General features: G+C 57.4%; 22 protein-coding genes. 21 read left to right on the top strand and 1 reads right to left on the bottom strand.

Annotation, left to right across the window (positions count from 1 at the left end):
- The first annotated feature begins 279 nt into the window (after positions 1-279).
- From J7447_RS12175 to J7447_RS12085, 19 genes are all read left to right on the top strand, one after another.
- Positions 280-501 carry a hypothetical protein gene (locus J7447_RS12175; RefSeq protein ID WP_006936041.1) on the top strand — a complete coding sequence of 74 codons (222 nt, stop codon included), beginning with the start codon at positions 280-282 and terminating at the stop codon, positions 499-501.
- Positions 501-2204, top strand: coding sequence for a portal protein (locus tag J7447_RS12170; protein WP_209169717.1), 1704 nt, complete (start codon positions 501-503; stop codon positions 2202-2204). Before J7447_RS12175 ends, J7447_RS12170 begins: the two co-directional genes overlap by 1 nt.
- Entirely contained in the window at positions 2191-2505 is a 315-nt protein-coding gene (locus J7447_RS12165; RefSeq protein WP_055655554.1) for a hypothetical protein, read from the top strand. Before J7447_RS12170 ends, J7447_RS12165 begins: the two co-directional genes overlap by 14 nt.
- Positions 2506-2507: 2 nt before the next feature.
- Complete coding sequence (locus J7447_RS12160) at positions 2508-3419, top strand: hypothetical protein (protein ID WP_209169716.1); 912 nt, start codon at positions 2508-2510, stop codon at positions 3417-3419.
- Between the two features lie 137 nt (positions 3420-3556).
- Positions 3557-4342 (top strand): hypothetical protein, encoded by a 786-nt coding sequence (locus J7447_RS12155; RefSeq protein WP_139314135.1) that lies wholly within the window; start codon positions 3557-3559, stop codon positions 4340-4342.
- A 278-nt stretch (positions 4343-4620) separates the two neighbouring features.
- Positions 4621-5067 carry a hypothetical protein gene (locus tag J7447_RS12150; protein ID WP_209169715.1) on the top strand — a complete coding sequence of 149 codons (447 nt, stop codon included), beginning with the start codon at positions 4621-4623 and terminating at the stop codon, positions 5065-5067.
- Between the two features lie 14 nt (positions 5068-5081).
- Positions 5082-5990 (top strand): hypothetical protein, encoded by a 909-nt coding sequence (locus tag J7447_RS12145; RefSeq protein WP_209169714.1) that lies wholly within the window; start codon positions 5082-5084, stop codon positions 5988-5990.
- A gap of 378 nt (positions 5991-6368) precedes the next feature.
- Positions 6369-8768, top strand: a complete 2400-nt coding sequence (locus tag J7447_RS12140) for a hypothetical protein (protein WP_209169713.1) — start codon at positions 6369-6371, stop codon at positions 8766-8768.
- Between the two features lie 3 nt (positions 8769-8771).
- Positions 8772-9272 carry a hypothetical protein gene (locus tag J7447_RS12135; RefSeq protein ID WP_152533361.1) on the top strand — a complete coding sequence of 167 codons (501 nt, stop codon included), beginning with the start codon at positions 8772-8774 and terminating at the stop codon, positions 9270-9272.
- A complete protein-coding gene (locus J7447_RS12130; protein ID WP_209169712.1) occupies positions 9193-10824 on the top strand; it encodes a hypothetical protein in 1632 nt (543 codons plus the stop codon). The genes J7447_RS12135 and J7447_RS12130 overlap by 80 nt, the downstream gene beginning before the upstream one ends.
- A gap of 89 nt (positions 10825-10913) precedes the next feature.
- On the top strand, positions 10914-12869 hold the full coding sequence (locus J7447_RS31295) for a hypothetical protein (protein ID WP_286189123.1): 1956 nt from the start codon (positions 10914-10916) through the stop codon (positions 12867-12869).
- A gap of 9 nt (positions 12870-12878) precedes the next feature.
- Positions 12879-13151 carry a hypothetical protein gene (locus tag J7447_RS12120; protein ID WP_168684601.1) on the top strand — a complete coding sequence of 91 codons (273 nt, stop codon included), beginning with the start codon at positions 12879-12881 and terminating at the stop codon, positions 13149-13151.
- A gap of 68 nt (positions 13152-13219) precedes the next feature.
- Positions 13220-13435 (top strand): hypothetical protein, encoded by a 216-nt coding sequence (locus J7447_RS12115; RefSeq protein WP_209169711.1) that lies wholly within the window; start codon positions 13220-13222, stop codon positions 13433-13435.
- The gene (locus J7447_RS12110; protein WP_209169710.1) at positions 13425-13889 is read left to right on the top strand and encodes a lysozyme; all 465 of its coding nucleotides are present in this window, start codon (positions 13425-13427) and stop codon (positions 13887-13889) included. The genes J7447_RS12115 and J7447_RS12110 overlap by 11 nt, the downstream gene beginning before the upstream one ends.
- Positions 13889-14242 (top strand): hypothetical protein, encoded by a 354-nt coding sequence (locus tag J7447_RS12105; RefSeq protein ID WP_209169709.1) that lies wholly within the window; start codon positions 13889-13891, stop codon positions 14240-14242. Before J7447_RS12110 ends, J7447_RS12105 begins: the two co-directional genes overlap by 1 nt.
- A 7-nt stretch (positions 14243-14249) precedes the next feature.
- A complete protein-coding gene (locus tag J7447_RS12100; protein ID WP_286189122.1) occupies positions 14250-14477 on the top strand; it encodes a hypothetical protein in 228 nt (75 codons plus the stop codon).
- Positions 14474-14728 (top strand): hypothetical protein, encoded by a 255-nt coding sequence (locus tag J7447_RS12095; RefSeq protein WP_209169708.1) that lies wholly within the window; start codon positions 14474-14476, stop codon positions 14726-14728. Before J7447_RS12100 ends, J7447_RS12095 begins: the two co-directional genes overlap by 4 nt.
- A 132-nt stretch (positions 14729-14860) precedes the next feature.
- Positions 14861-15460, top strand: a complete 600-nt coding sequence (locus tag J7447_RS12090; RefSeq protein ID WP_209169707.1) for an NAD(P)H-dependent oxidoreductase — start codon at positions 14861-14863, stop codon at positions 15458-15460.
- A gap of 748 nt (positions 15461-16208) precedes the next feature.
- Positions 16209-17354, top strand: a complete 1146-nt coding sequence (locus J7447_RS12085; RefSeq protein WP_209169706.1) for a DUF2336 domain-containing protein — start codon at positions 16209-16211, stop codon at positions 17352-17354.
- 5 nt (positions 17355-17359) lie between these two features.
- Here the strand turns inward: J7447_RS12085 and J7447_RS12080 are convergent, their stop codons facing one another.
- A complete protein-coding gene (locus J7447_RS12080) occupies positions 17360-17986 on the bottom strand; it encodes a LysE family translocator (RefSeq protein ID WP_209169705.1) in 627 nt (208 codons plus the stop codon).
- Positions 17987-18084: 98 nt separating this feature from the next.
- Between J7447_RS12080 and J7447_RS12075 the strand changes: the two genes are divergently transcribed.
- Together J7447_RS12075 and J7447_RS12070 are read left to right on the top strand one after the other, a co-directional pair.
- The gene (locus J7447_RS12075; RefSeq protein ID WP_209169704.1) at positions 18085-18879 is read left to right on the top strand and encodes an extensin family protein; all 795 of its coding nucleotides are present in this window, start codon (positions 18085-18087) and stop codon (positions 18877-18879) included.
- Between the two features lie 73 nt (positions 18880-18952).
- Positions 18953-20173, top strand: a complete 1221-nt coding sequence (locus tag J7447_RS12070; protein WP_055655505.1) for an alanine racemase — start codon at positions 18953-18955, stop codon at positions 20171-20173.
- The last annotated feature ends 16 nt before the right edge of the window (positions 20174-20189 follow it).

The following is a 20189-nucleotide window of genomic DNA, read 5'->3' as shown; positions in this document are numbered from 1 at the left end:
TGAGTGGCAAGAGCTTTCCGGAAATGCGTGTCTGAACAACAGGTTCAGACATCTGGCCTTGCTGGACGCTTCGTCAAAACAGGGCTAAAACAGACCTCATACCGGTACTTTGGAAAATTGCGGCCTGGCCGGCAGGAACGCCTTGGCGCTGCCGGATACGTCCGTTCGATTTTTTTCCGGCCGCCTGCGCGGACCGGCCTTGAGGCGCTGCCGCCGTGCCGGCAGGCGGCGCCGATTACACGTTTTCAAGACATTGAGAGAAAGGGACCACCCATGTGCATGTTTGGTGGGGGAGGCTCCAAGCAGCCGGACCCGGAACCGACACCGCCGCCGCCGCGCGAACCCGACCCGCAGCGGCAGGCGCGCAACCTGCAGGAAAACGGGCGCCGGCGCCGGGCCGCCGCCTATAACACCCGGGCCACCAACCTGACCGGCCCGCTGGGCGTTGCCGATTACGGCAGTGCCTCGCGGCCCGGTGTCACACTTTTGGGGCGTGCGTGATGGGGATTGTCGACGATCTGAAAACCGAGCTGCAATCGGCCCGGGCGGAACGCCAATGGGTGGAGGCGGACTGGCAGGACTATGTCACCTATACGGCGCCGGACATGGAGCGGGCCTTCAACCGGCCCGGCGGCGTGAGTGCCCGGGATGGCATGAGCGCCCTGCGCGGGTCTGCCGCCCGGGACCGGTCGCGCAAGCTGTACGACCCGACCGCCGTCTGGCTGCTGGACAGGCTTGCTTCCGGCATCGGCTCGCTGACCATGCCCGAAGGCTTTCCCTGGCATGGGGTCGGCTTCGGCGATCCGTTTGCGCCAGCGCCCAGCCAGGCGGACGAGGAGTTTTTCGAACTGGTGCGCGATCACCTGTTCCGTGTGCGGTATTCGGGGCGTTCCGGCTTTGCGCTGGCCAACCGCTCGCGTCTGCTGTCCACCGTGAAACTGGGGACGGGTGTGCTGTTTCCGGTCGAAAACGAGGACAGCCTGGCCGATATCCGCACGCCGGTTCACTACCGCTATGTGCCGCTTTACGAGATTTACCTGGTCATCGATGCCCAGGGCAACGATTGCGGGTTCTTTCGGGTGCGCACGCTGAAGGCGTGGCAGGCGGTGAAGGAATATGCCGGCAAGGTGTCGCCCAAGGTGAAGGAAGACGCGGCCGACGCGAAGCGCAAGAACACGGACTACACTTTCGTGCATGCCTGCTTTGTGCGCGAAGGCGGTCACGCCCAGGCAACCGACACCAGGAAATCGCGGTTCGAGAGCATCCACTTCGAGGAAGACAGCGGGCATATCTGCCGGCGGGGCGGCTTCTTCGAATATCCGCTGGTGATCAGCCGGTGGGACCGGGACGGGCTGTCGCCCTATGGCTCGCCGCCGCAGGCAAAGCTGATGAGCGACATCAAGAGCCTGCAGAGCCTGGCACGAGACGGGCTGATTGCCAGTTCGCAGGCGGTGCGCCCGCCGATCGCCACCCATGCGCAGGAGCGCCAGCTTGACCTCAACCCCGGCCGGATCAACCCCGGGCTGATCGACGAGCAGGGCCGGCCGCTGTTCCGGCCGATGATTGACACGGTGAACCCGGGGGCGGCGGATGCGCAGATCGAGACCATCCGCGAGAAGCTGCGGGTGGGGCTTTATGGCGACCTGTGGCAGACGCTGCTGGAAGGCAATGGCCGCACGGCAACGGAAGCCAATATCCGCCGCAAGGAAATGGCCGACATGATCGGGCCGTTCTCCACCAACATCATGGCCGGAAACGAGGCCTTGTTCGAACGTGAGATCGGCATTCTGGGCCGGAGGGGCGCTTTTGCCCCCGGTTCGCCCCTTACCCCGCCGCAAAGCGTGCTGGAGGGCGATGTGACCCTGACGCCGACGGCGCCCATCGACCAGATGCGCGAGGCCGGGCATTTCGAGGCGATCATGGGCTTCCAGGAGTATCTCGGCATCGCAGCGGGGGCCGATCCCTCCATTCTGGATCTGCACGACCGGGAAGCCGAATACGACCTGACCCGCCGCGCGCTAGGGCTTCCCGCCAAGCTGAGGCGGCGGCCGGAAGAGGTGGAGGCGCTTCGGCAGGAACGGGCGGCCGAGCAGCAGCAACAGCAGCAGCTTGCGACCGGCGAAAGCATGGCGCGGATCGCCCGCGACGGGGCGCCGCTTCTGCAGGCCCTGGGCGGCGAAGGAGGGCTGGATGGTCTGGCGTAGCCTCAAACGAGCCGCCCGGCGGCGCCGGGAGCGGGCTGGAATGCTGGAACGGGCCTATCGGTCCGTTTTTTTGTGTCCGGACGGCGAAATCGTGCTGGCGGACCTGGCCGCCGAATGCGGCATCTACCAGGCGCCGCCGGTGAACCTGGAGCCGAGGGCGGGCGGTTATCTGGACGGGCGCAAGGCACTTTATGCCCGCATCCTGTCGATGATCCGCATTCCGCCGGAAGAGCACGCCGCGCTGCAGGAAGCCGCCCGGCTGGAAATGCTGCCCGAGTTCGAAACTGACGAGGAATATTGACGATGTACGACGCGATCGACCCGGCGGCAGGACCGGAGGCCGGCGGGCAAGACGGTTCTGGACACGATGGTATGGGGTATTACCCTTCGGAGGGGGGAGGTTTCATCGACGGCCTGAGCGATGCCGACCGGGACATGGCCGCCAGCTATGGCTGGCGCGATACCGCCGGCATTCTGGAAAGCTATCGCTCGCTGGAAGACAGACTGTCCGGGGCGCTGCGGGTTCCGGGCGAGGATGCCGGCAGCGAGGAGCAGGCGGCCTTTTATGCCGATGTTTCCAGCCGCTGGACGCCGAAGGACGGCTATCGCTTCAAGATGCCCGAGACGCTGCCGGAAAACTTTCCCTACGACCGGGCCTTTGCGCAGGAAGCCGGAGACTGGTTCAAGGAGGCGGGGCTTCACCCCGAGGCAGCGCAGAAGCTGCACGACCGGTGGGTGGGCAAGATGGCAGAGCAGTTTTCCGCCCATGAGGAAGCGGCTTTTGACGCCGCGCAGAAACAGGGCCAGGCGGCCGAGGCAGCGCACCTGTCCCTGGTCAGGGAATATGGCGAACCGGACAGCGACGGCTATCAGAACGCCATTGCCAAGGCCGACCGGGCGCTGAGCACCCTGAAGACGGCCGGGGTGGACCTGACAGGATGGTTTGCGGAAAAAGGCGCCCTGACCACGGCTGGCAGCGACGGTTTGCAGCAGGTGACGGACCCCGTGGCGGTGAAGCTGCTCGCCTTCATCCACGACAGCGCCTTTGCGGAAGACGGCCTGAACGGTTTCGGCGCGGGTGGGGAGGGGGGCAATCCCTTCGAGACCGGCAATCCGGACCTCAGGCAGCAGTCGGATCTTCTGGAAAACAGCCCCTTGCGGGCACGGCAGATGATCGTCGCAGCGGGGCGGGATCCCAGATTGTTCGGTCTCTGAAAATGCCGCCGATTTCGGAAGAGGTTTTCGTGCCGATTTCAATTAAGGGTTGATCTGGAACAAATAATGAACATATTCTGATTGTTCAGCGTTTCGACGCTTTTCTTCGCGAGCGATCATATTTTGAGGGATCCGGAATGAAAACAAGCACCTTTCGTTGTTTCAAAGGATTAGGGGCAATTCTCAAAGTGACCGGGATCATTGTTCTCCCGTCGGTTTGCCTGGCTGCAGATGGTTCCGCCATCCCGTGGGAACAGCAGCCTGAAATTCTTCGCTCGGAGATTGAGGGCTATGTCAAATCAAGCCTCGATCCCGCCACGTTCAAGGTGCGGGTCGCGGAGGACGTCCGCGTGGTTTATCTGGGCTTCTCGCCTGAGGAAATCGACCAAAATGCGGAGCAGTTTCCGGATGTCCCGGGGCATCGCATTTCGCACCTGCCCTATGGACGGAATGACTATTACAGCATTCCGGTGGATGTGTTGGATTACCAGCTTTCCAACACGATTACCGTTCTCAATGTCGATCTGGCCAAGAAGCCGGGGTCGGGAGAAGGTAGTGGCGAGAACAGCACGGAATTGACTGAAGTCCTTGCACCGAAAGGAGAGTTCTTTCAGTCGCTCGGATTATCGATTTTTGAGTTGATGAAGGTCACGGACGGTCGAGGCACCCTCGTCGAATTCGGGCCGCCAATGACGAAGTTCGGCGATTTCGAGTTTTCCTTTCGGGACAAGGTTCTCGAAACGCCTTGCACATCGGTCTTCGAGTTCGCCGGGTCTGACGACGGCGGACAGGAAAATACCATGGTTGTCTATTCCGGCGCCGAACCCGGTTCTGCCGACCAGCTCCAGTGCCTGAAGATGCAGTCTTTGGTCTTCCTGCGGCCTGCGAGCCTACCACTTTCCACAGCGCTCGAAGAGAGATGAAACTCGCTGGCAGGTGTCGGTTTATTGCGCATTTCCATAAACCTGCACAAGCTGACACCTGCCTGCAAAGTCGTGCTGTGCCATGAGCAATCGTGCCACCTGATGCCAGCAATCCGTCTGTGGAGCAGGTCAGACACCCCGGCAGAAAAATCTGGCGATCTTTTCAGTCTCCGGTGCGAAGGCCTGGCTTTCTAACCGGATGCAATTAACGGTTGTTTTTTGGAACATATCATGAACAATATGCCGGTATCAAAAGATCGAAATCGGAGAGTTCGATTGTGAAACTATCAAGACTATCGGGCATTTTGTTGGGCCTGTTTCTCGTTGCCTGCGCGTCAGATGAAGAGAGAAATTTATCAGGTGCAAACGGGAAAACGGTGGCTTCGGCCTGTGATCCCGGACCGATTTTCGAACGGCTTGAGAAAGAAATGAAAACCGGTCTTGCTGGCGCGGATCAGGAGAGGATTTCTCGCGTATACAACGAATATTTTCGAATAGTGAGAATTTGCGACAAAACTCAAGATATGACTTATGTCGTGAAGCAAGAATATGCCGACAAAAGAACCGCCGCATTTCTCGGTTTTCCACCGCCTCCCCCGTATATTTATACGCAAAAAAAATCCCGAAAAGGTGAGCTTTGCCTCAGTCGGGAGGGCTCGGAAAGTTCGTTGATTTCCGCACCGAAATGGTATTGCGAAAAGGGCGGTTGGACTGACAACATTTAGATAAGGGCCAAGTAATGGATAATCACGGACAGCAAACGATACGTATCGGTGAGTACAAGCTGTTTGGAGTTGCCTCACATATTGTCATCACAGCTCATGATGAAACCGGCAAGCAGATCTGGGAAGTCAACGGACTTTCACATGACAGGCAAAATAATATAATTCCAATAGGAAAACCCTGGGACGGAAGCGATACGATCAAAGGTCACTTGGATAATTTTTCAAGGATGGGGCATCTCGTCGACAACCAGACAACAATTATCGCGGGGACGCCGGCTGAAATCGAGGCATACAGGATAAGAGCTCGCAGGGCTATTGATCGGATCAATGCTCAAAACCTTGATTACAGAATCGACAACCAAAATAGCAACAGCGTGGCGGGGACGGTCCTGAAGTCTTTCGGGATTTCGCCACAGGAATTGCTGAATTCAACAAGGCATCAATTTGAAAAACCAGTCCCAGGCTTTACCGAAGATCTGATCGGCAACAAAGATGTCTTACCTGCAGGATCGGCGCAGTCAGATCCTGAATTGGATGGTCAGTCGGCGCATGGCAACAGATTACGAAACCATGTTTCTGCTCCGTTTCCGATGCCGAGACCTCATTTGGCAGCGGATGACAACCGTTCGAGGGATAGTCAGCCCGCGTTGCGTGGCGAAAGTGATATTCCGCCGCCATCCTTGAGCGAACCGAAGAGCGGTGAGGCTTTTGAGAACGGTCCCATTCCGAGCGCCAAACCGAGTAGAGCTCGCTCTATGCTCCAGCCTGATAATCTGAAGAATGCAAATCCATTCGACGTGAGAAAACCCGACCTCGAACAGCAGGCCTTCCTTTTGGACCATCAGCCGACGAAGGCGAAGCAGCTTATCCTTTCTGCTGGACGAAACCCGGAGTTGTTCGGGTTCAAGGGTGTTGTCGTTTAACTGAACGACCCCTCAAATTTACGTGGTCCGATGCATTACCTCACAAATCGGATCCATCAGACGCCAGATCCTTGCTCACTTGCGAAGTCCTTTGTGCGCTTTGCCGTCAAAGCAACGCAGGCCTGTGACTGTCATCGCGATATTGCCACCTCGGCTGAGCGATCTTACCCGCTTTGAGCGATTTCTGCCCCGTTAATCGAGGAAACGGAAGTCCTCCAAAACTGCGTATTTCTTTTTTCAACCGGAACGTTGCTTCAGCTACTTCAAAATTGGAAGGGGCGACTTTTTGGCAAATTGCCTGCGGCCATGGCGAGGAAACGTGCGCCATCGACAGCAGTCCGTTAGAGCCGGAAAATTGTCAAAATCAAAGGAAATTCAATGACATCTCAAATTTCAGACATCGTCGTCCCGCGTGTGTTCACCCCCTATATGGCGGAGAACAAGCCGGCCAAGCTGATCATGCTGGAAAAATCCGGCATTCTGGCCGGTCCGGCACCGGAAATCGGCAAGCGCTTCAAGGCCGGTGGCAACCAGATTGAAGTGCCGTACTGGGAAGACCTCGATGATGCCGAGCCGACGGTGATCGATGACAGTGATAACAAGATCGGTGTCAGCAAGATCACCGCCAGCGACATGAAGGCCTACAAGCACCGCCTGGCCAAGAAATACGGTGCCAAGACGGTGGCAAGCTATGCCGCAACGGGCCGGGGCGACAGCGCCATGAACCGGGTGGCGGAGCGGATCAGCGCTTACTGGGGACGCCGCAAGGAAGAGCGCATCATTGCGACGGCTGAAGGCGTGATCGCCGACAATGTCGCCAATGACAGCGGCGACATGGTCTATTCCATCTATTCCGATGTCGGTTCGCCGACGGCTGCCACAGCCCCGAGCGGAGTGGTGTCTGCCTCCAACGGCAGCGCTTCGGCGTGGCAGGTGTTCAGCCGGTCGGAGGGCAAGACAGTGCTTTCATCCGGGGCAACGGGTTGGGTGCAATACCAGTTCCCCGGCAGCGTCGTGATCGACGCCTACATGCTGCAGGCGCCGAACGACAACAGCCAGAACGACGACATGCCCTGGCAGTGGAACATTGAGGCGTCGAACAACGGCTCCGACTGGACAATTCTGGATACGCAGGACGGTCAGGATACCTGGGCCTCCAACGAATGGCGGGAATATGATTTTCACAACGAAACCGCCTTTACTCATTACCGGCTGAGCTTCACGCAAGGAGGCGGATCTGCTTCGGACAATTCCGCAATCGGGCAACTGGTGTTTCACCAGGCAGGCAACGACCAGAGCCCGTTCACGCTGACGGCTTCAGGGACAGGTGGCATCAATGGCGGTGCCGGCTTTCAGGCGTCTGATGTCGGGCGGCATATCCGGTTTCGCGGGTCGGACGGCTTCTGGCGCTGGTTCCGGATCCACAGCCGCCAGTCGGCAACCTCGGTCAAGGTGCAGCTGTTCGGTCAGGCACTGCAGGACACGAAGGCGCAAAGCATCTGGCGGTTGGGGGCATGGTCCGGCACGACGGGGTGGCCGGAAACGATCGGCTGGCACAAGAACAGGCTCGCCTTCGCGGGCACCAGCGAGGAACCACAGAAGATCTGGGAAAGCCAGACGGAGGACTTCACCAATTTTTCCGTATCCCATGTCCTGAAGGCATCCGACGCGGTGACCGCGGGCATTCTTTCCGGACAAGTGAACCGGATCCAGTGGCTGGTCGACGATAACGACCTGATTGTCGGCACGACCCGCGCGGTGCGTGCCGTCGGCAAGGCGACCGATCAGGACCCTTATGGGCCGGAGAATGTCGACCAGAAGCCTGAGACGAATTTTGGAGCCAATGACGTCAGCCCGATCAAGGTGGGGTCGGTGCTGATCTACTACGGCCCTTATGGAACCGACATGCGCGAAATGGCCTATGACTTCGGCTCCGATGGCCGGGTGTCGCAGGCGGTGAGCGAGGTGCAGTCGCATCTGTTTCAGGATGGGATTTCCGGGGCCTGCTACCAGCAATATCCGGATAGCGTCATCTGGCAGTGGGACCAGAAAGGCCGTGGGATCGGCTTCACCTATGAACGCCAGCAGCAGGTTTATGGCATGCAGCGCCACGATTTCGGTGGTGTGGTGGAATGTATGGCAGACCTTTCGGGCGCTGGAGCGGACACCGTCTGGATGATCGTGAAACGGACCATCGACGGACAGGTGCGGCGGTACATCGAAATCATGCAGCGGCCGTTTCCAGGTGGAATGATCGAGGATGCATGGCATCTCGATTGCGGAGCGCGCTACGAAGGCCAGCCGGCAACCACGGTCTCGGGACTTCAGCATCTGGAAGGCGAAGAGGTGATCCTTTATGCCGATGGGACCGACTATCCGGCAACTGTCACCGCCGGAGAAGCGAGCCTGCCGAATGGCCAGACAGCGGAAAAGATCCTGGTCGGGCTGAATGTTTCGGCGAGGGCGAAGACCTTGCCGTTTCCCGTCAATGCGCAGGATGGCTCAGCCATGGGCCGCAAGATGCGCGTGGACAATTGCAGCATCGCGGTTCTGAACACCGGAACCCTGAAGGCCGGGTCAGACGAAACCTTTCTGGACGAGCTGATCTACTACCGTGCGGGAGATCCTGCCGGAGAGCCGGCGCCCTTGCGCACTGGGGTGCTCGACCAGCCAATAGAAACGCGATGGGAAGACGGGGGGCAGCTTACGCTGGCAGCCAGCGGCGGCAAACCCTGCACCATCCTGGCCGTTAATTTCGGCCGAGACGTGGAGCCTTAATTCATGTGTCACCCAGCAATATTGGCTGCGGTCTCCGTTGCGGGATCGCTGGCCGGCGGCGCTGTGCAAGCGCAGGGCGCGCGCCAGCAGGCAGATGCCCAGGCAAAGGCGGAAGAGCGCCGTGCAGAACTGGCCGACCGCCAGAAGGCGGTCAACCAGACCCAGGCTTCTTTTGAGCGAAAACGAACCCTGGACAAATACGAAAGGGCACTCGGCTTCAACCGGGCTGCCGGAGCCGAACGCGGGCTATCGCAAACCGGTTCGCTGACTGACGTCGCGGACGACAATGCCTTTGAAGCGGCACAAAGCATCGAGGCAATTCGGTATGGCGCGGAAGGCAAGCGGGACAATCTGACCTTCGAGGCGAAAACGGCCCGGGAGCGGGCACATTCGAGCCGCCGCGTGGGCCGTATCAGCGCCACCGGTGCCATGCTGGGTGGTGTTACCCAGGCATTCACGACGCTTGGCAATGCCGCCTACAACGGTGCTTTCAAATTCAGGTGACAAAACGGTACTGACAATGGCGAGGTTGCAGAAATTCAATGGTGCCGACAGCCTTCCGGGCGTTGGCAGTCCGCAAGTTGTCGCTGACACCGCGGTTGGAGAAGCTGTGGCAGGGCTGGGACAACAAATCCGCCGTTCGGCAGGGGCTTTCGGTGATCTTGCCGGGACCGCTGCTCAAAGACGCAGGCGAATTGAGGACTTTAAAGTTCAAATGGCTCAACGGGAATTTGACGCCAGGTTGAAGGAAAAGGCTGCGGAGGAACAGCGGCAGGTGCAACCAGGCGGCTTCGGCTTCACCGAGGCCATGATGGCTCATCTTGAAAAGTCTAGAGAGCAGGCGCTCAAGGAACTGCCTGCAGGTTCAAGAGATGCGTTCAACCGCCACGTGGAGGCGCAGCGCGACCGCTATATCAACGGCTTTGCTGCAATTGAGGCGGGGGAAAACGAACGCTATTTCCAGCAGGGTTTGGAAGAAGAAGGCATCCGGCTGGCATCAGAGGTGAGCGAGAACCCGGATGGTCTCGAAGAAGCATTCGAACAGGCAAGAACGTTGCTGTCGGCTGCTCCCTTGCCAACCGAAGGCAAAAAGGCAGCCTATGCGAAACTAAGCGAGACACTGGCAGAGGCGTGGGCTGAGACAAGACCGCTTGAAGAACTGCTACCAGCAATCGGCGACGAACTTGCAAGGCGAGAGTTTGCAGGACCGGAAGGTTTAGGAAATGAGCTCGAACAGGTGGGTGAGACCGTCAATGGTCCCGACAGGCCGGAGGCGTTTGCGGACGAAAGCCAGGTTCTGGCAGAGCGGCTGAAACTGCTGCCTGGTGAAACACTGGGCCGAATGCAGGTAAATGCCGTTAAAAGCAGAGCGGCGATTGCTGCTGGGGAAGTTGGCAAGATCGAACGCCGCATCGAGGCGAGTTTTGGCCAGTTCGACAAATCCGAGATCGAAGCAAATGGTTTGCTCGACCCAAGGCAGAAAACACGACTGATCGGCCAGCTTGAAGTCGCAAAAAAGGAGCATATCGCGAACATTGAAGCTGCGAACTGGCTCTTGTCTTCTGAAGAAGGGGATCGGGGACCGCAGCGCCAGAAGAACGCGGACCGGGCGTTCACCTTTCTGGAAAATGGCGAAATCGACCGGGACACACTTGCACTCAAGATTGTGGAAACGAAGGGCGTTGTTCCGGAGAGTTATGCCGCCGCCTTGAGCAAGGGAACTCGGAGCAACGAACCCGAGGTCATTTTACGAGCGTACGAAAACCTCGCAAAGGTTCTGGCGTTGGCACCGCAGTCGGCGGTGTTGGCAAAAAGAGAACGCAATCTTGTCGACAGGTTTGAAAAGTGGACCCTTTTGACAAAAGGCTATGGGCTGAGTCCTGAGGAAGCTGCGGAGACGCTGGCGAAAGGCAATGATTCTGGTTCTGCGCACAATCTGGAGGAGGCTTTTGACCGGCAGTTTCCTGATTGGGAAGGGAAAGACCTCGGTAGCCAGACCTTGAAAGAGTTGCTGACACCTGCAGATACAAGATTTCCAGAAGGATCTGGCGGATAAACGTAACAGGTCAATCCGGCGAGAGCCTTTTCGAGCCGCCAATGTGACCGTGGCTCAATTTCTGATCTCAAATTTTACCAGGGAACTCCATGACAGTAGCAGCCTTGACCGAAGGCCGCGCCCAGATCACGGGCGACGGCGTGACGGATCGTGTCGACTTGCCTTTCCAGTTTGTCGATCAAAACAACCTGCAGGTATCGCACCGGACAACAACCGGCGTGATTACCGTTTGGCAGTATCAGCAAAGCCCGGGCAACTGGCACTTTACCGGCGGCAACTTCGGCACCGGTACCGTGCTCTTTGACGCCAGCGCCTTGCAGGCAGGCGAAACGCTGACGGTTCTGCTGGTGAGCAAATACGATCAGCCTTACAGCCTGGCGGGTGGTGAGATTGACCCGGCGGTCATGGAACGCGCCATGGACCGGACGGCGATCAACATGCAGTCGGTCGCCACCCGGGCGCTGATCGAGGTCAACGGCGGCTTTGACCTGAAAGGCCGGCGGATGATCAACGCGCTTGATGCGGCCGACAATCAGGACTTGCCGACGCTGCAGCAGGTTCTTGAAATCGCATCTCTTCCAGGCGCGCAAGGGCCGAAAGGCCCGGTCGGCAACCAAGGCCCCACGGGTCCGTCCGGTCCGCAAGGCCCTGCCGGTCCGCAGGGACCACAGGGGGAACGCGGTCCGCTCGGCTATGAAGGTCCGCGAGGCCCTACCGGCTATCAAGGTCCGGAAGGCCCGCGCGGTCCCGAAGGGCCATCCGGTCCGACTGGCTCGCAAGGACCGATTGGACCGCAAGGCCCGCAGGGTCCAGAGGGGCCGATTGGCAAGTCATTCGACCCGGATTACACCGGCCTGACGGCCGACCGTGCAGCCTATGACGCTGAACCCAAAGACACGTCCTTTCTCGATACCGAGGCCGGGATTGTTTATTGGAAGCTCTCCAACGCGGTCGGCGCCTGGTCGACGGGCGTCAACTTCGGGCGCGGGCCGCAGGGCTTGCAGGGGCCGCAGGGCATTCAAGGCCCTGCCGGTCCTGTCGGGCTGAACCACCGGGGAACGTGGAACGTGGCAACCGCTTACGTCGAGCGGGATACGGTCAGCCATGACGGGTCTTACTTCATCTGCGTGGCGGCTCACACCGGCGTCACCCCGGAAGATGCTGCGGCCGAATGGGACATTGTCACCGCCAAAGGGGAGCGCGGCCTGCAGGGGTTGCAGGGCATTCAGGGTCCGGAAGGCCCGCAGGGCGTGCAAGGTCCGGAAGGTATCCAAGGCCCGAAAGGTGATACCGGCGCGCAGGGGCCGACGGGCGCGGAAGGTCCGCAAGGCCCGCAGGGTGATCCCGGGCTGAGCTATCGCGGTATCTGGACTTCGGGCGAAACGTACAATTATGACGAAACGGTCACCTACAACGGATCTTCCTATATCTCGTTGCGGGTGAGCATCGGTCAGAACCCGAGCATTTCGCCGGATGATTGGGGCCTGCTTGCGGCCAAGGGTGACGTCGGACCGGTTGGTGCTACGGGGCCGGAAGGGCCGCAGGGTTTGACAAACTACGACGCCGGTACCGTCGGCGGCCTGACGTCGGGCCAGCTTCTGCGGTCTGATGTAAGCGGGACGATAAATGGCAACCTCACGGCAACCGGGCAGCTTCTGTCGAACAACCATATTTATCTTGGCCGTGCTGGGGCCGGTGATAACTGGCTGATTTTCCGAGACGCGAACAGCAATACGGACAGGTACTTTGGTTGGGATGACAGCGCCAACGCTCTCGTCGCAGAAGAGAACGACGGTGGGTTTCATAAGGTTGGGATGGTCTACGACGGCTCAAATGTAAACGAAACCATCTTTCCAATTGGGCACATCATCTGGGCATCTGCACCCGCCGGGATCAACAGAAACGCTTCACGAGCCTGCTATTTGCACACAGCATCAACGGGCTATGCCGACAGTTCGGACGGTAACAGATCTTCCGGCTTATCGGGCACGTGGCGATGCCGAGGGCAAGCCGGTGCTGTAGCCATCTATCAGCGTGTCGCGTGAGGAAAAGGAATGACAGAAATCAACGTCAAGACAACCGTCATCACCAATTTCCATGGTTTCTTTCCAAGCCACGAAACCGACCACAATCTAACCGATATGTCCAAGATCGTCGGCGCGTGCTCCTATGATGTGCAACACGCAAATGGGTACACGGAAACACTCGAAACCGGCTTGCGGCCAGGCGAAAACTTCGGGTGGAGCATTAAGGTAATCCAGGCAGCGCAGGCCTGGCGAAACTCCGGTGGGTTCATTCCGGAATGGGTTCCGCCTGCGTCTGAATAAACTCGGCCAAACCGACCGAAACCCGCACCGCCCTTGAGGCGATTTTTTTATGCTTGAAAGGCACTCCAATGAAACTTGTTTCAGACTGGCGCGCGGTCCTGCAAAGGGCTTGGAGCGTGCGCCTTATGCTGCTTGCAGCGCTGCTCTCTGGCGCGGAAGTAGCTTTGCCCTTTCTGGGCGACTTCATTGCGCCGGGCTTACTCGCTGCCCTGTCGGCGCTCACCGTGTCGGCCGCGTTCGTGGCCCGGCTTCTCGCACAAAGGAACATGAAAGATGGGACGTAAAACCCGCCTTGTCGGCGGCATTGGCGCGGCTGCGATTGCGCTGGTCGGTGCCTGGGAAGGTCTGCGCCTGACGGCATACCGGGACGTTGTCGGTGTTCCAACCGTCTGTTACGGCGAAACGCTCGGGGTCAAGCTTGGGGACAAGCACACAAAGGCCGAGTGTGACGCAATGCTGTTGGCCTCGTTGCAGCGGCATGAAGCCGGAATGAGAAAGTGCCTCAAGCGGCCGGATGCCATTCCCGCGAAGTCCTATGTCGCGTTTGTCAGCCTCAGCTACAACATTGGGGTCGGGGGCTTTTGCCGGTCGACTGCGCGTAAGCGTCTCGATGCCGGGGACGTGCGCGGCGCCTGTAACGCAGCCAAATGGTTCAACAAGGCGGGCGGCCGGACGATCCGGGGACTTGTAAACCGCCGCGCGGCCGAGCATTCGCTTTGCCTGGAAGGGCTGAGGTAATGCCGGTGATCGCCTGGATACTCCAAAGCCGCACCGCGTGTGCTGCCCTCGCCATTGCCGCCGTTCTGGGCGGCTTTTTTGTTTGGCACAAGGTCGACAAGTCGAGCGCGGTTCGCCGGGCCGTTGTCGAGTATGTGGCCGACGCGGAATTGACCGCAGCCCGGGTGCAGCTTGATGAGCTGAAACGCCGGAAGGTTGTCACGGAACGGGCAAACCGGCGTTTCCTCTCTCTTATCGATCAGGCCAACGCGGAAGCGGAAGCCGCAGCACAGGAGTTGGAACACTATGTTTCGACCGTTGGGGATGGCTGCACTTTGCAGCCTGATCTTTTTGAGCGCTTGCGCAACCAATGACGAGCGGTTGCGAACGGCCGCCTCACTCTCGGCACACGTGGAAGCCTCGAAGGAGTTGCCGGGCTATCCGGAAGACTGCCGGCGGAAAGAAGCGTCCGGCGTTCGGCTCGGGGAGCCTCTGGACGTTGCCTTGATCCGGACAGACCAGGCGCTTGGCCGCGCCAATGCCCGCGTGGTGCGGTGCGGCCGGTGGTACGACGAAATCAAACAGGGCTACGCAGGGGGCGTGCAGTGAACGAAGATCAGATGCGGGAAATCGCCCGTGAAGGTGGCAAAGAAGGCGGCCGGGAGGCTGCTCAAGAAGTGCTCAAGGCGCTCGGCGTCGATATCGAGAACACCATCGAAGCGCAGAAAGACATGCACTTTCTGCGTGATCTGCGAAAAGGAACGTCCAGCGTCAAAGGCAAGGTGATCAACACCGTTGTAGGGGCGTTGGCGCTGGCTGGCCTCTACAAGCTTCTGTCGGGAAATAGATGGGGGGCTTGAATTCTCAAAAAGGCATTGTTCGTTAACTTGACATACTGTTCACCATTTTAATGCTAGTTATTCGAAAATATCAAAACTATCTCCAATTAACGAACAAACGCCGATGCCGGTTTTGAAACTTTGGAGATCAAGATGTCCTCACCGTTGAAATCAATTCTGCATGTCAATGCCTCAGCACGTACCGCCGGTTCAGTGACGCGTGACCTTGGGCAGACCTTCGTGACTCGTTTGCTGGCAAAATCACCAGATGCAAAAGTCCTTACTCGCGATGTTTCCCAAGGGGTACCGTTCCTGAGCGAAGAGTGGATTGGCGCGACTTTTACAGATCCTGCTGCACGGAGTGCAGAACAAAAAATGGTGCTTGCTCTGTCCGACACGCTTGTTGGAGAATTGAAGGAGGCAGACACCATCGTAATTGGGACGCCTGTTTACAACTTTTCTATTCCAGCTACGCTAAAAGCCTGGGTTGATATGGTCGCGCGAGCAAGAGAGACGTTCCAGTACACTGAGGACGGACCTGTCGGTCTGCTTCAGGGTAAAAAGGCTTACGTCATCATTGCCTCTGGTGGAACCAAAATAGGATCAGAGATCGACTTTGCCGGAAATTACCTGAAGCATATTCTTGGCTTTATCGGCATCTCCGATGTGACAATGATCGCGGCAGATCAATTGATGATCGAACCGGAAAACCGTGACGCGGCACTGGCTCAAACGATAGAGCTGGCCGCATGAGCGGAACCTGTGTTTAGGCCTGATACACCAGCGTTTGTAATTGCGGAATGCAACTGGCTTCCTGTGAAGTAAAATTTTTGGTTGTGTCTGGGCACCTGCGGCAATTGCCCAGTCTCCTGTACGTTCGGGTGGTATTTCTCACCCTCGACACCCGTACGAGCGATCAATTCTGGAAACAGCACAGCGTCTTCGGCGGCTGCACCTTCTGGTGCAGCCGACTACGCCGGGAATCTAAAATTGTTCGTTGAATTGTCCTGCTGTCTGCTCGGCGCAGCTCGTTTTCTTTGATTTCTTGCCGTTTGGTTCAGATTGCACCAACTACAATTGCAGCCAAAAACGCAAAGGCTGCTAGGAAGGCAATCATGTTCAGGTTCCGTACAAGGGTCATATGTCCGCTCCCGATTACCTCTTTCTGACGGGGTGATACTAAGTCAGCATAATGCCGAAGCGAAGCAAAAAAGATGCTGCAGCGCAGCGGAGAATTGCATTCCAGGGTTGTGTTTGTTGAGGAAGCATTAAGTAAAGCCTTGATTGGAAACGTTCACTGCCTTTTGCGAAAAAACAGAACTAATTTGTCCTGGAGGCGCGATCCAGGGTTGTAAATAATTATTTGGCGCGTCGAATTATTTGTGGGGAGGCCTTCCTGCTGCTGGCCGTTTCTCCAGGTTATGCGGCAATCAACGGTAGCTTAATGTTAAGGGCCTGCTGATAATGTCGAGGCTTACGCGACTGTCGCGCCGGAGTGTCGATGATCAATCTTGCAAAACTTGCTGATCTGGCGAGGGACACAAGTGCTGGAGGGCGCAAAAGCCTGGTCAGCATGCTGACGGACCTGTTCGTGAACTCCGGTGACGACCGTGACGAGCAGATCAGCCTACTATTTGGCGACATTGTTCTCAAAGTTCTCGGACAGCTGGAGGAAGAAACCAGGATCATTCTGTCCAAACGAGTTTGCAAGGAGAAAGACGCTCCTCGTGAACTGATGGTGAAGCTCGCACAGGATGAATTTCCGGTTGCCGGCCCGGTTCTGGAAAACTCACCTGCACTCACCTCAGCAGACCTGGTCGAGATCGCATGTTCTGCGTCGATGGAGCATCTGGGGGCAATTGCCGGGCGTGAAACCGTCGACAAGGCAGTTACCACTGTATTGGTGGATCGGGGGGATACGGCGGTTTTAAGTAAAGTCGCTGAAAACCAGGGTGCAGAGTTCGCTGATGCATCCTTCCTGAAATTGGTGGAAAAAGCCCGATCGAGTGAAGCAATCCAGGCTGCCTTGATCAACCGCACCGACTTGCCGGATGCAGCTGCTCATGCCTTGCTGCCTTTCTTAACGGAAGAGTTGAAAGAAAGGGTCAGTGCACTCGGTGCCGACAGCACGCTTGTTCAGCTCCTGGCTGAACGTGCCGCTACCGAAGTGGCTGCTCGTGCGCACAAGCTTGAAGAGGCACGTGAACAATCCAACGCATTGATCCGTGACGTGGTGAGCAAGAAGACCAAAATCGATGATGCCGTGATCTTGTTCGCCCGTTCGGATCGAACAGCGGAGCTGGGGATGTTGCTTGCCAAGGTAAGCAATCTGCCGCCCAGTGCGGTATCCCAGCTCTTGTTCAGCGCAAGCGACAAGCCATTGATAATTCTTTGCAAGGCGAACGGCGTTACGGCCGAAGCCTACAAGGATATCCTCACGATGAGGGCCAGGCGGTTGCGCATTGGCGGATTGGAGCTAAATGCCGCCATCCAGCGTTATGCAGCGCTTAGTGAAGATGGTGCCCGCAGATCACTTGAAACCTTGAAGCAATCCGGTGCTAATTTCGGTTTGAAAACCGAAGAGGAAAAAACCGAAGCGGAAGCCGTACGGTCGAAAAAGAACATTCCCTTCGCATCAAGTCGCTGATTTTTTCAGTTCGCAGATCTCTGCAATGTAGCTGTCATCGCCGCAGCGGAGATCAGAAATGCGCCGCCCACCTTGTTTACCAGTCTAAGCAGGGAAGGACTTCTCAGTTTTTGACCAAGGGCTGCTGCTGCATAGGCGTAAACAGCTGCATTCAAAACACCCAATGCGACGAAAGTCGTTCCCAGAAGTGCGAGCTGCGGGACAACTGGGGCGTGAGGTGCAATGAAGTGTGGCAGGAAAGCCATAAAGAAAACAATGCCTTTTGGATTGAGCGCTGTGACCACATATGCATGCCAGAATATTTTTCTGGGAGGAACATCGGCAACCTGATGCGGCCCAAGTGCAGTTGGCCGGCTTCTCCACATTTTCAGACCAAGCCAGACCAGGTAGATCGCCCCTACCCATTTGAGCACGGTGAATGCTGTTGCAGACGTCGTCAGAATGGCACCGAGACCCATCAGCGACGCAGCAGCTGCTGTCGCGTCCCCCAAGCCAACACCCAATACGCTGGCAACCGCAGACTTGCGTCCCTGGGTCAAAGCATAGCTGACAACAAGCATGATCGTCGGACCCGGGATGGCGAGGACAATCAATGTGGCAATCACATAGGCGAAAAAAAGTTCTAAACTCATCGGGAGCCATCCACTTTTGGGGTCATGCAACCATAGACGCAGGACAAGCGTTGATCAATCATGAGGGGCGCTGGCAAGTACAATGTGCGGAGTAGGGAATGCACTTAAAGCTCGTGTCAATTGGTACTGCTTTCGCGTTGTGTTGCCTACTGCCTTTAGATGTTTATGCAAGTCCTCCATTGCCACAGGAAAAGCCGCTTCCCGGCCTCGGTAGTTCGCAATTCATCGAGGGGGTTGATGTGCCGGCGATCAAGCCAGCTACTCTTCCGGAAGGGCCTTTGGCAGGACCTGACGACGGTGGCAGAAAAGCTTCTGCGGGCGAAACCTCCACACCGGCAACTTGCGATATTCCGGGTGCTACATTTGAACAACTTACTCCCATGCAAGTGCAAGGGGATCAAGATGATGAGGACTGCGGGATCGCCGTACCTGTCAATCTTTCTGGGTTACGTGGCGAGGATGCCGAAGTGACCTTCCCGATGAAAGCCACGCTATCGTGCGGTTTTGCGACGTCACTTACAGCGTGGGTGATTGAAGATGTCTTGCCCATTGCACAAGCACAGTTCGGGAAACCAGTGTCCGAGTTTCTCACAGGCCCTGGATATCAGTGTCGCCGACGAAACAATCTTCCAGATGGAAAGCTCTCCGAACATGCGCTTGGCAAAGCCATTGATATTGTGGCCTTCCGATTAAGTGACGGTACTGAGATTTCAGTTGAAAAGGATTGGGCGCGCAACACGCAGAGCGGAAGCTTCCTGTCCGCCATACACAAGGCTGCCTGTAAAAGGTTCACCACCGTTCTCGGCCCCGATGCAGACCCAAATCACAGGTCTCACTTCCATCTCGATATCGGATGCCACGGCAAGAGCTGTAATTACATTATCTGCCAATAACCCAATCCCGGCTTGCAAATCAGCCTCAAGCTTGTTCCTTTCTATTCGATGACTTCTAACGCCGGAAGGACTGATGGAACGTTATAAAACAGCTATTGACGCCGCCTTGGATCTTCGTCCCGATCAGCCTGTGTATTGTTTCCGGCCGGACGTGCTCAGGCATGACGCACAGCAATTCCAGTCGCTCTTCCCCGGCAAGACGGCTTACGCGGTCAAGACGAATGGTGAGCCATTTGTCCTTGAGGCACTGGCAAAGGCCGGGATCAGTTGTTTCGATGTCGCATCGCCTGCAGAGTTCGCCGCGGTGAAAGAGGCAGCACCAAAGGCTGAGATGCTTTACATGCATCCTATCAAGGCACAGTCGGACATTCGGCTAGCTTTGGAAACCTACGGTATTCGAACCCTTTCGCTCGACCACGAAGACGAAGTCGCGAAGATCCTGCGTGTTGTTAGGGCCCTTGATATAGATCCTGGAACGATCACACTCTTCGTTCGTATCGCCACCAAGGGGCATGCTGCTTACGAGTTGTCGAAGAAGTTTGGCGCGGCTCCAGGTCACGCTGTTGAGTTGCTGCAACGGATCGACCGTATCGGGTTCAAATGCGGATTGTGTTTTCACGTAGGAAGCCAGATCGAAGAACCGGAAACCTATGAGCGAGCGCTGGCTTCAGCCGATTGGATCAGGTCACGTGCTGGCGTTCCCGTTGTGGAGCTTGATGTCGGGGGAGGGTTTCCGGCCGTTTATGGTCACGATCCGCGCCGCAAAGCGCCTGAGATGCCCTCGCTCGTGGAATTGATGGGGCAGTTGAAAGCCGATATCGCTGATTGGCAATTTGATGACCTGCCTCTTGTCGCCGAGCCAGGCAGAGTGATCGTGGCCCGATCGATCTCTCTCATTGTCAGAGTACTGTTGAAAAAGGGGCGCCGCCTTTACATCAATGATGGTATCTGGGCGTCTCTTTCCGACAGTTGGACCGGAAAGATCACGCTGCCGGCTCGTTTCATTCCGGATCCGGCTCGCAAAACACGGGCTGGTCAGCCCGACAAAATTGTTCCCTTCAAGGTCTGCGGCGCAACCTGCGACAGCGTTGATATTCTTTCCAGGCCTTTCTGGCTGCCGGAGACAGTCGACACGGGAGACTGGATCGAGATTGGCCATATCGGTGCCTACAGCTTGTCGCTTCGCACAAGGTTCAATGGTTTTTATCCCGACAAGGTCATTGAGGTCGACACGCCGTTCGATTTCGGTGCTGCTCCGGAAGGCTTCGCTTCAATAGAAACCATGGCGGATTGATGCAAACAGGCTGATT

This window comes from Labrenzia sp. R5_0, from assembly GCF_017743835.1.
GTDB classification, from domain to species: domain Bacteria; phylum Pseudomonadota; class Alphaproteobacteria; order Rhizobiales; family Stappiaceae; genus Roseibium; species Roseibium algicola.
Note: the sequence above shows the minus strand (reverse complement) of the source record. Positions and strands in the feature narration are given on the sequence as shown.

Coding starts and splice junctions, on each gene's coding strand:
- J7447_RS12165 (WP_055655554.1), top strand. CDS start 2,191: ATGGTCTGGCGTAGCCTCAAACGAGCCGCCCGGCGGCGCCGGGAGCGG.
- J7447_RS12135 (WP_152533361.1), top strand. CDS start 8,772: ATGTGTCACCCAGCAATATTGGCTGCGGTCTCCGTTGCGGGATCGCTG.
- J7447_RS12120 (WP_168684601.1), top strand. CDS start 12,879: ATGACAGAAATCAACGTCAAGACAACCGTCATCACCAATTTCCATGGT.
- J7447_RS12140 (WP_209169713.1), top strand. CDS start 6,369: ATGACATCTCAAATTTCAGACATCGTCGTCCCGCGTGTGTTCACCCCC.
- J7447_RS12110 (WP_209169710.1), top strand. CDS start 13,425: ATGGGACGTAAAACCCGCCTTGTCGGCGGCATTGGCGCGGCTGCGATT.
- J7447_RS31295 (WP_286189123.1), top strand. CDS start 10,914: ATGACAGTAGCAGCCTTGACCGAAGGCCGCGCCCAGATCACGGGCGAC.
- J7447_RS12175 (WP_006936041.1), top strand. CDS start 280: ATGTTTGGTGGGGGAGGCTCCAAGCAGCCGGACCCGGAACCGACACCG.
- J7447_RS12170 (WP_209169717.1), top strand. CDS start 501: ATGGGGATTGTCGACGATCTGAAAACCGAGCTGCAATCGGCCCGGGCG.
- J7447_RS12085 (WP_209169706.1), top strand. CDS start 16,209: ATGATCAATCTTGCAAAACTTGCTGATCTGGCGAGGGACACAAGTGCT.
- J7447_RS12075 (WP_209169704.1), top strand. CDS start 18,085: ATGCACTTAAAGCTCGTGTCAATTGGTACTGCTTTCGCGTTGTGTTGC.
- J7447_RS12155 (WP_139314135.1), top strand. CDS start 3,557: ATGAAAACAAGCACCTTTCGTTGTTTCAAAGGATTAGGGGCAATTCTC.
- J7447_RS12090 (WP_209169707.1), top strand. CDS start 14,861: ATGTCCTCACCGTTGAAATCAATTCTGCATGTCAATGCCTCAGCACGT.
- J7447_RS12080 (WP_209169705.1), bottom strand. CDS start 17,986: ATGAGTTTAGAACTTTTTTTCGCCTATGTGATTGCCACATTGATTGTC.
- J7447_RS12105 (WP_209169709.1), top strand. CDS start 13,889: ATGCCGGTGATCGCCTGGATACTCCAAAGCCGCACCGCGTGTGCTGCC.
- J7447_RS12145 (WP_209169714.1), top strand. CDS start 5,082: ATGGATAATCACGGACAGCAAACGATACGTATCGGTGAGTACAAGCTG.
- J7447_RS12070 (WP_055655505.1), top strand. CDS start 18,953: ATGGAACGTTATAAAACAGCTATTGACGCCGCCTTGGATCTTCGTCCC.
- J7447_RS12160 (WP_209169716.1), top strand. CDS start 2,508: ATGTACGACGCGATCGACCCGGCGGCAGGACCGGAGGCCGGCGGGCAA.
- J7447_RS12115 (WP_209169711.1), top strand. CDS start 13,220: ATGAAACTTGTTTCAGACTGGCGCGCGGTCCTGCAAAGGGCTTGGAGC.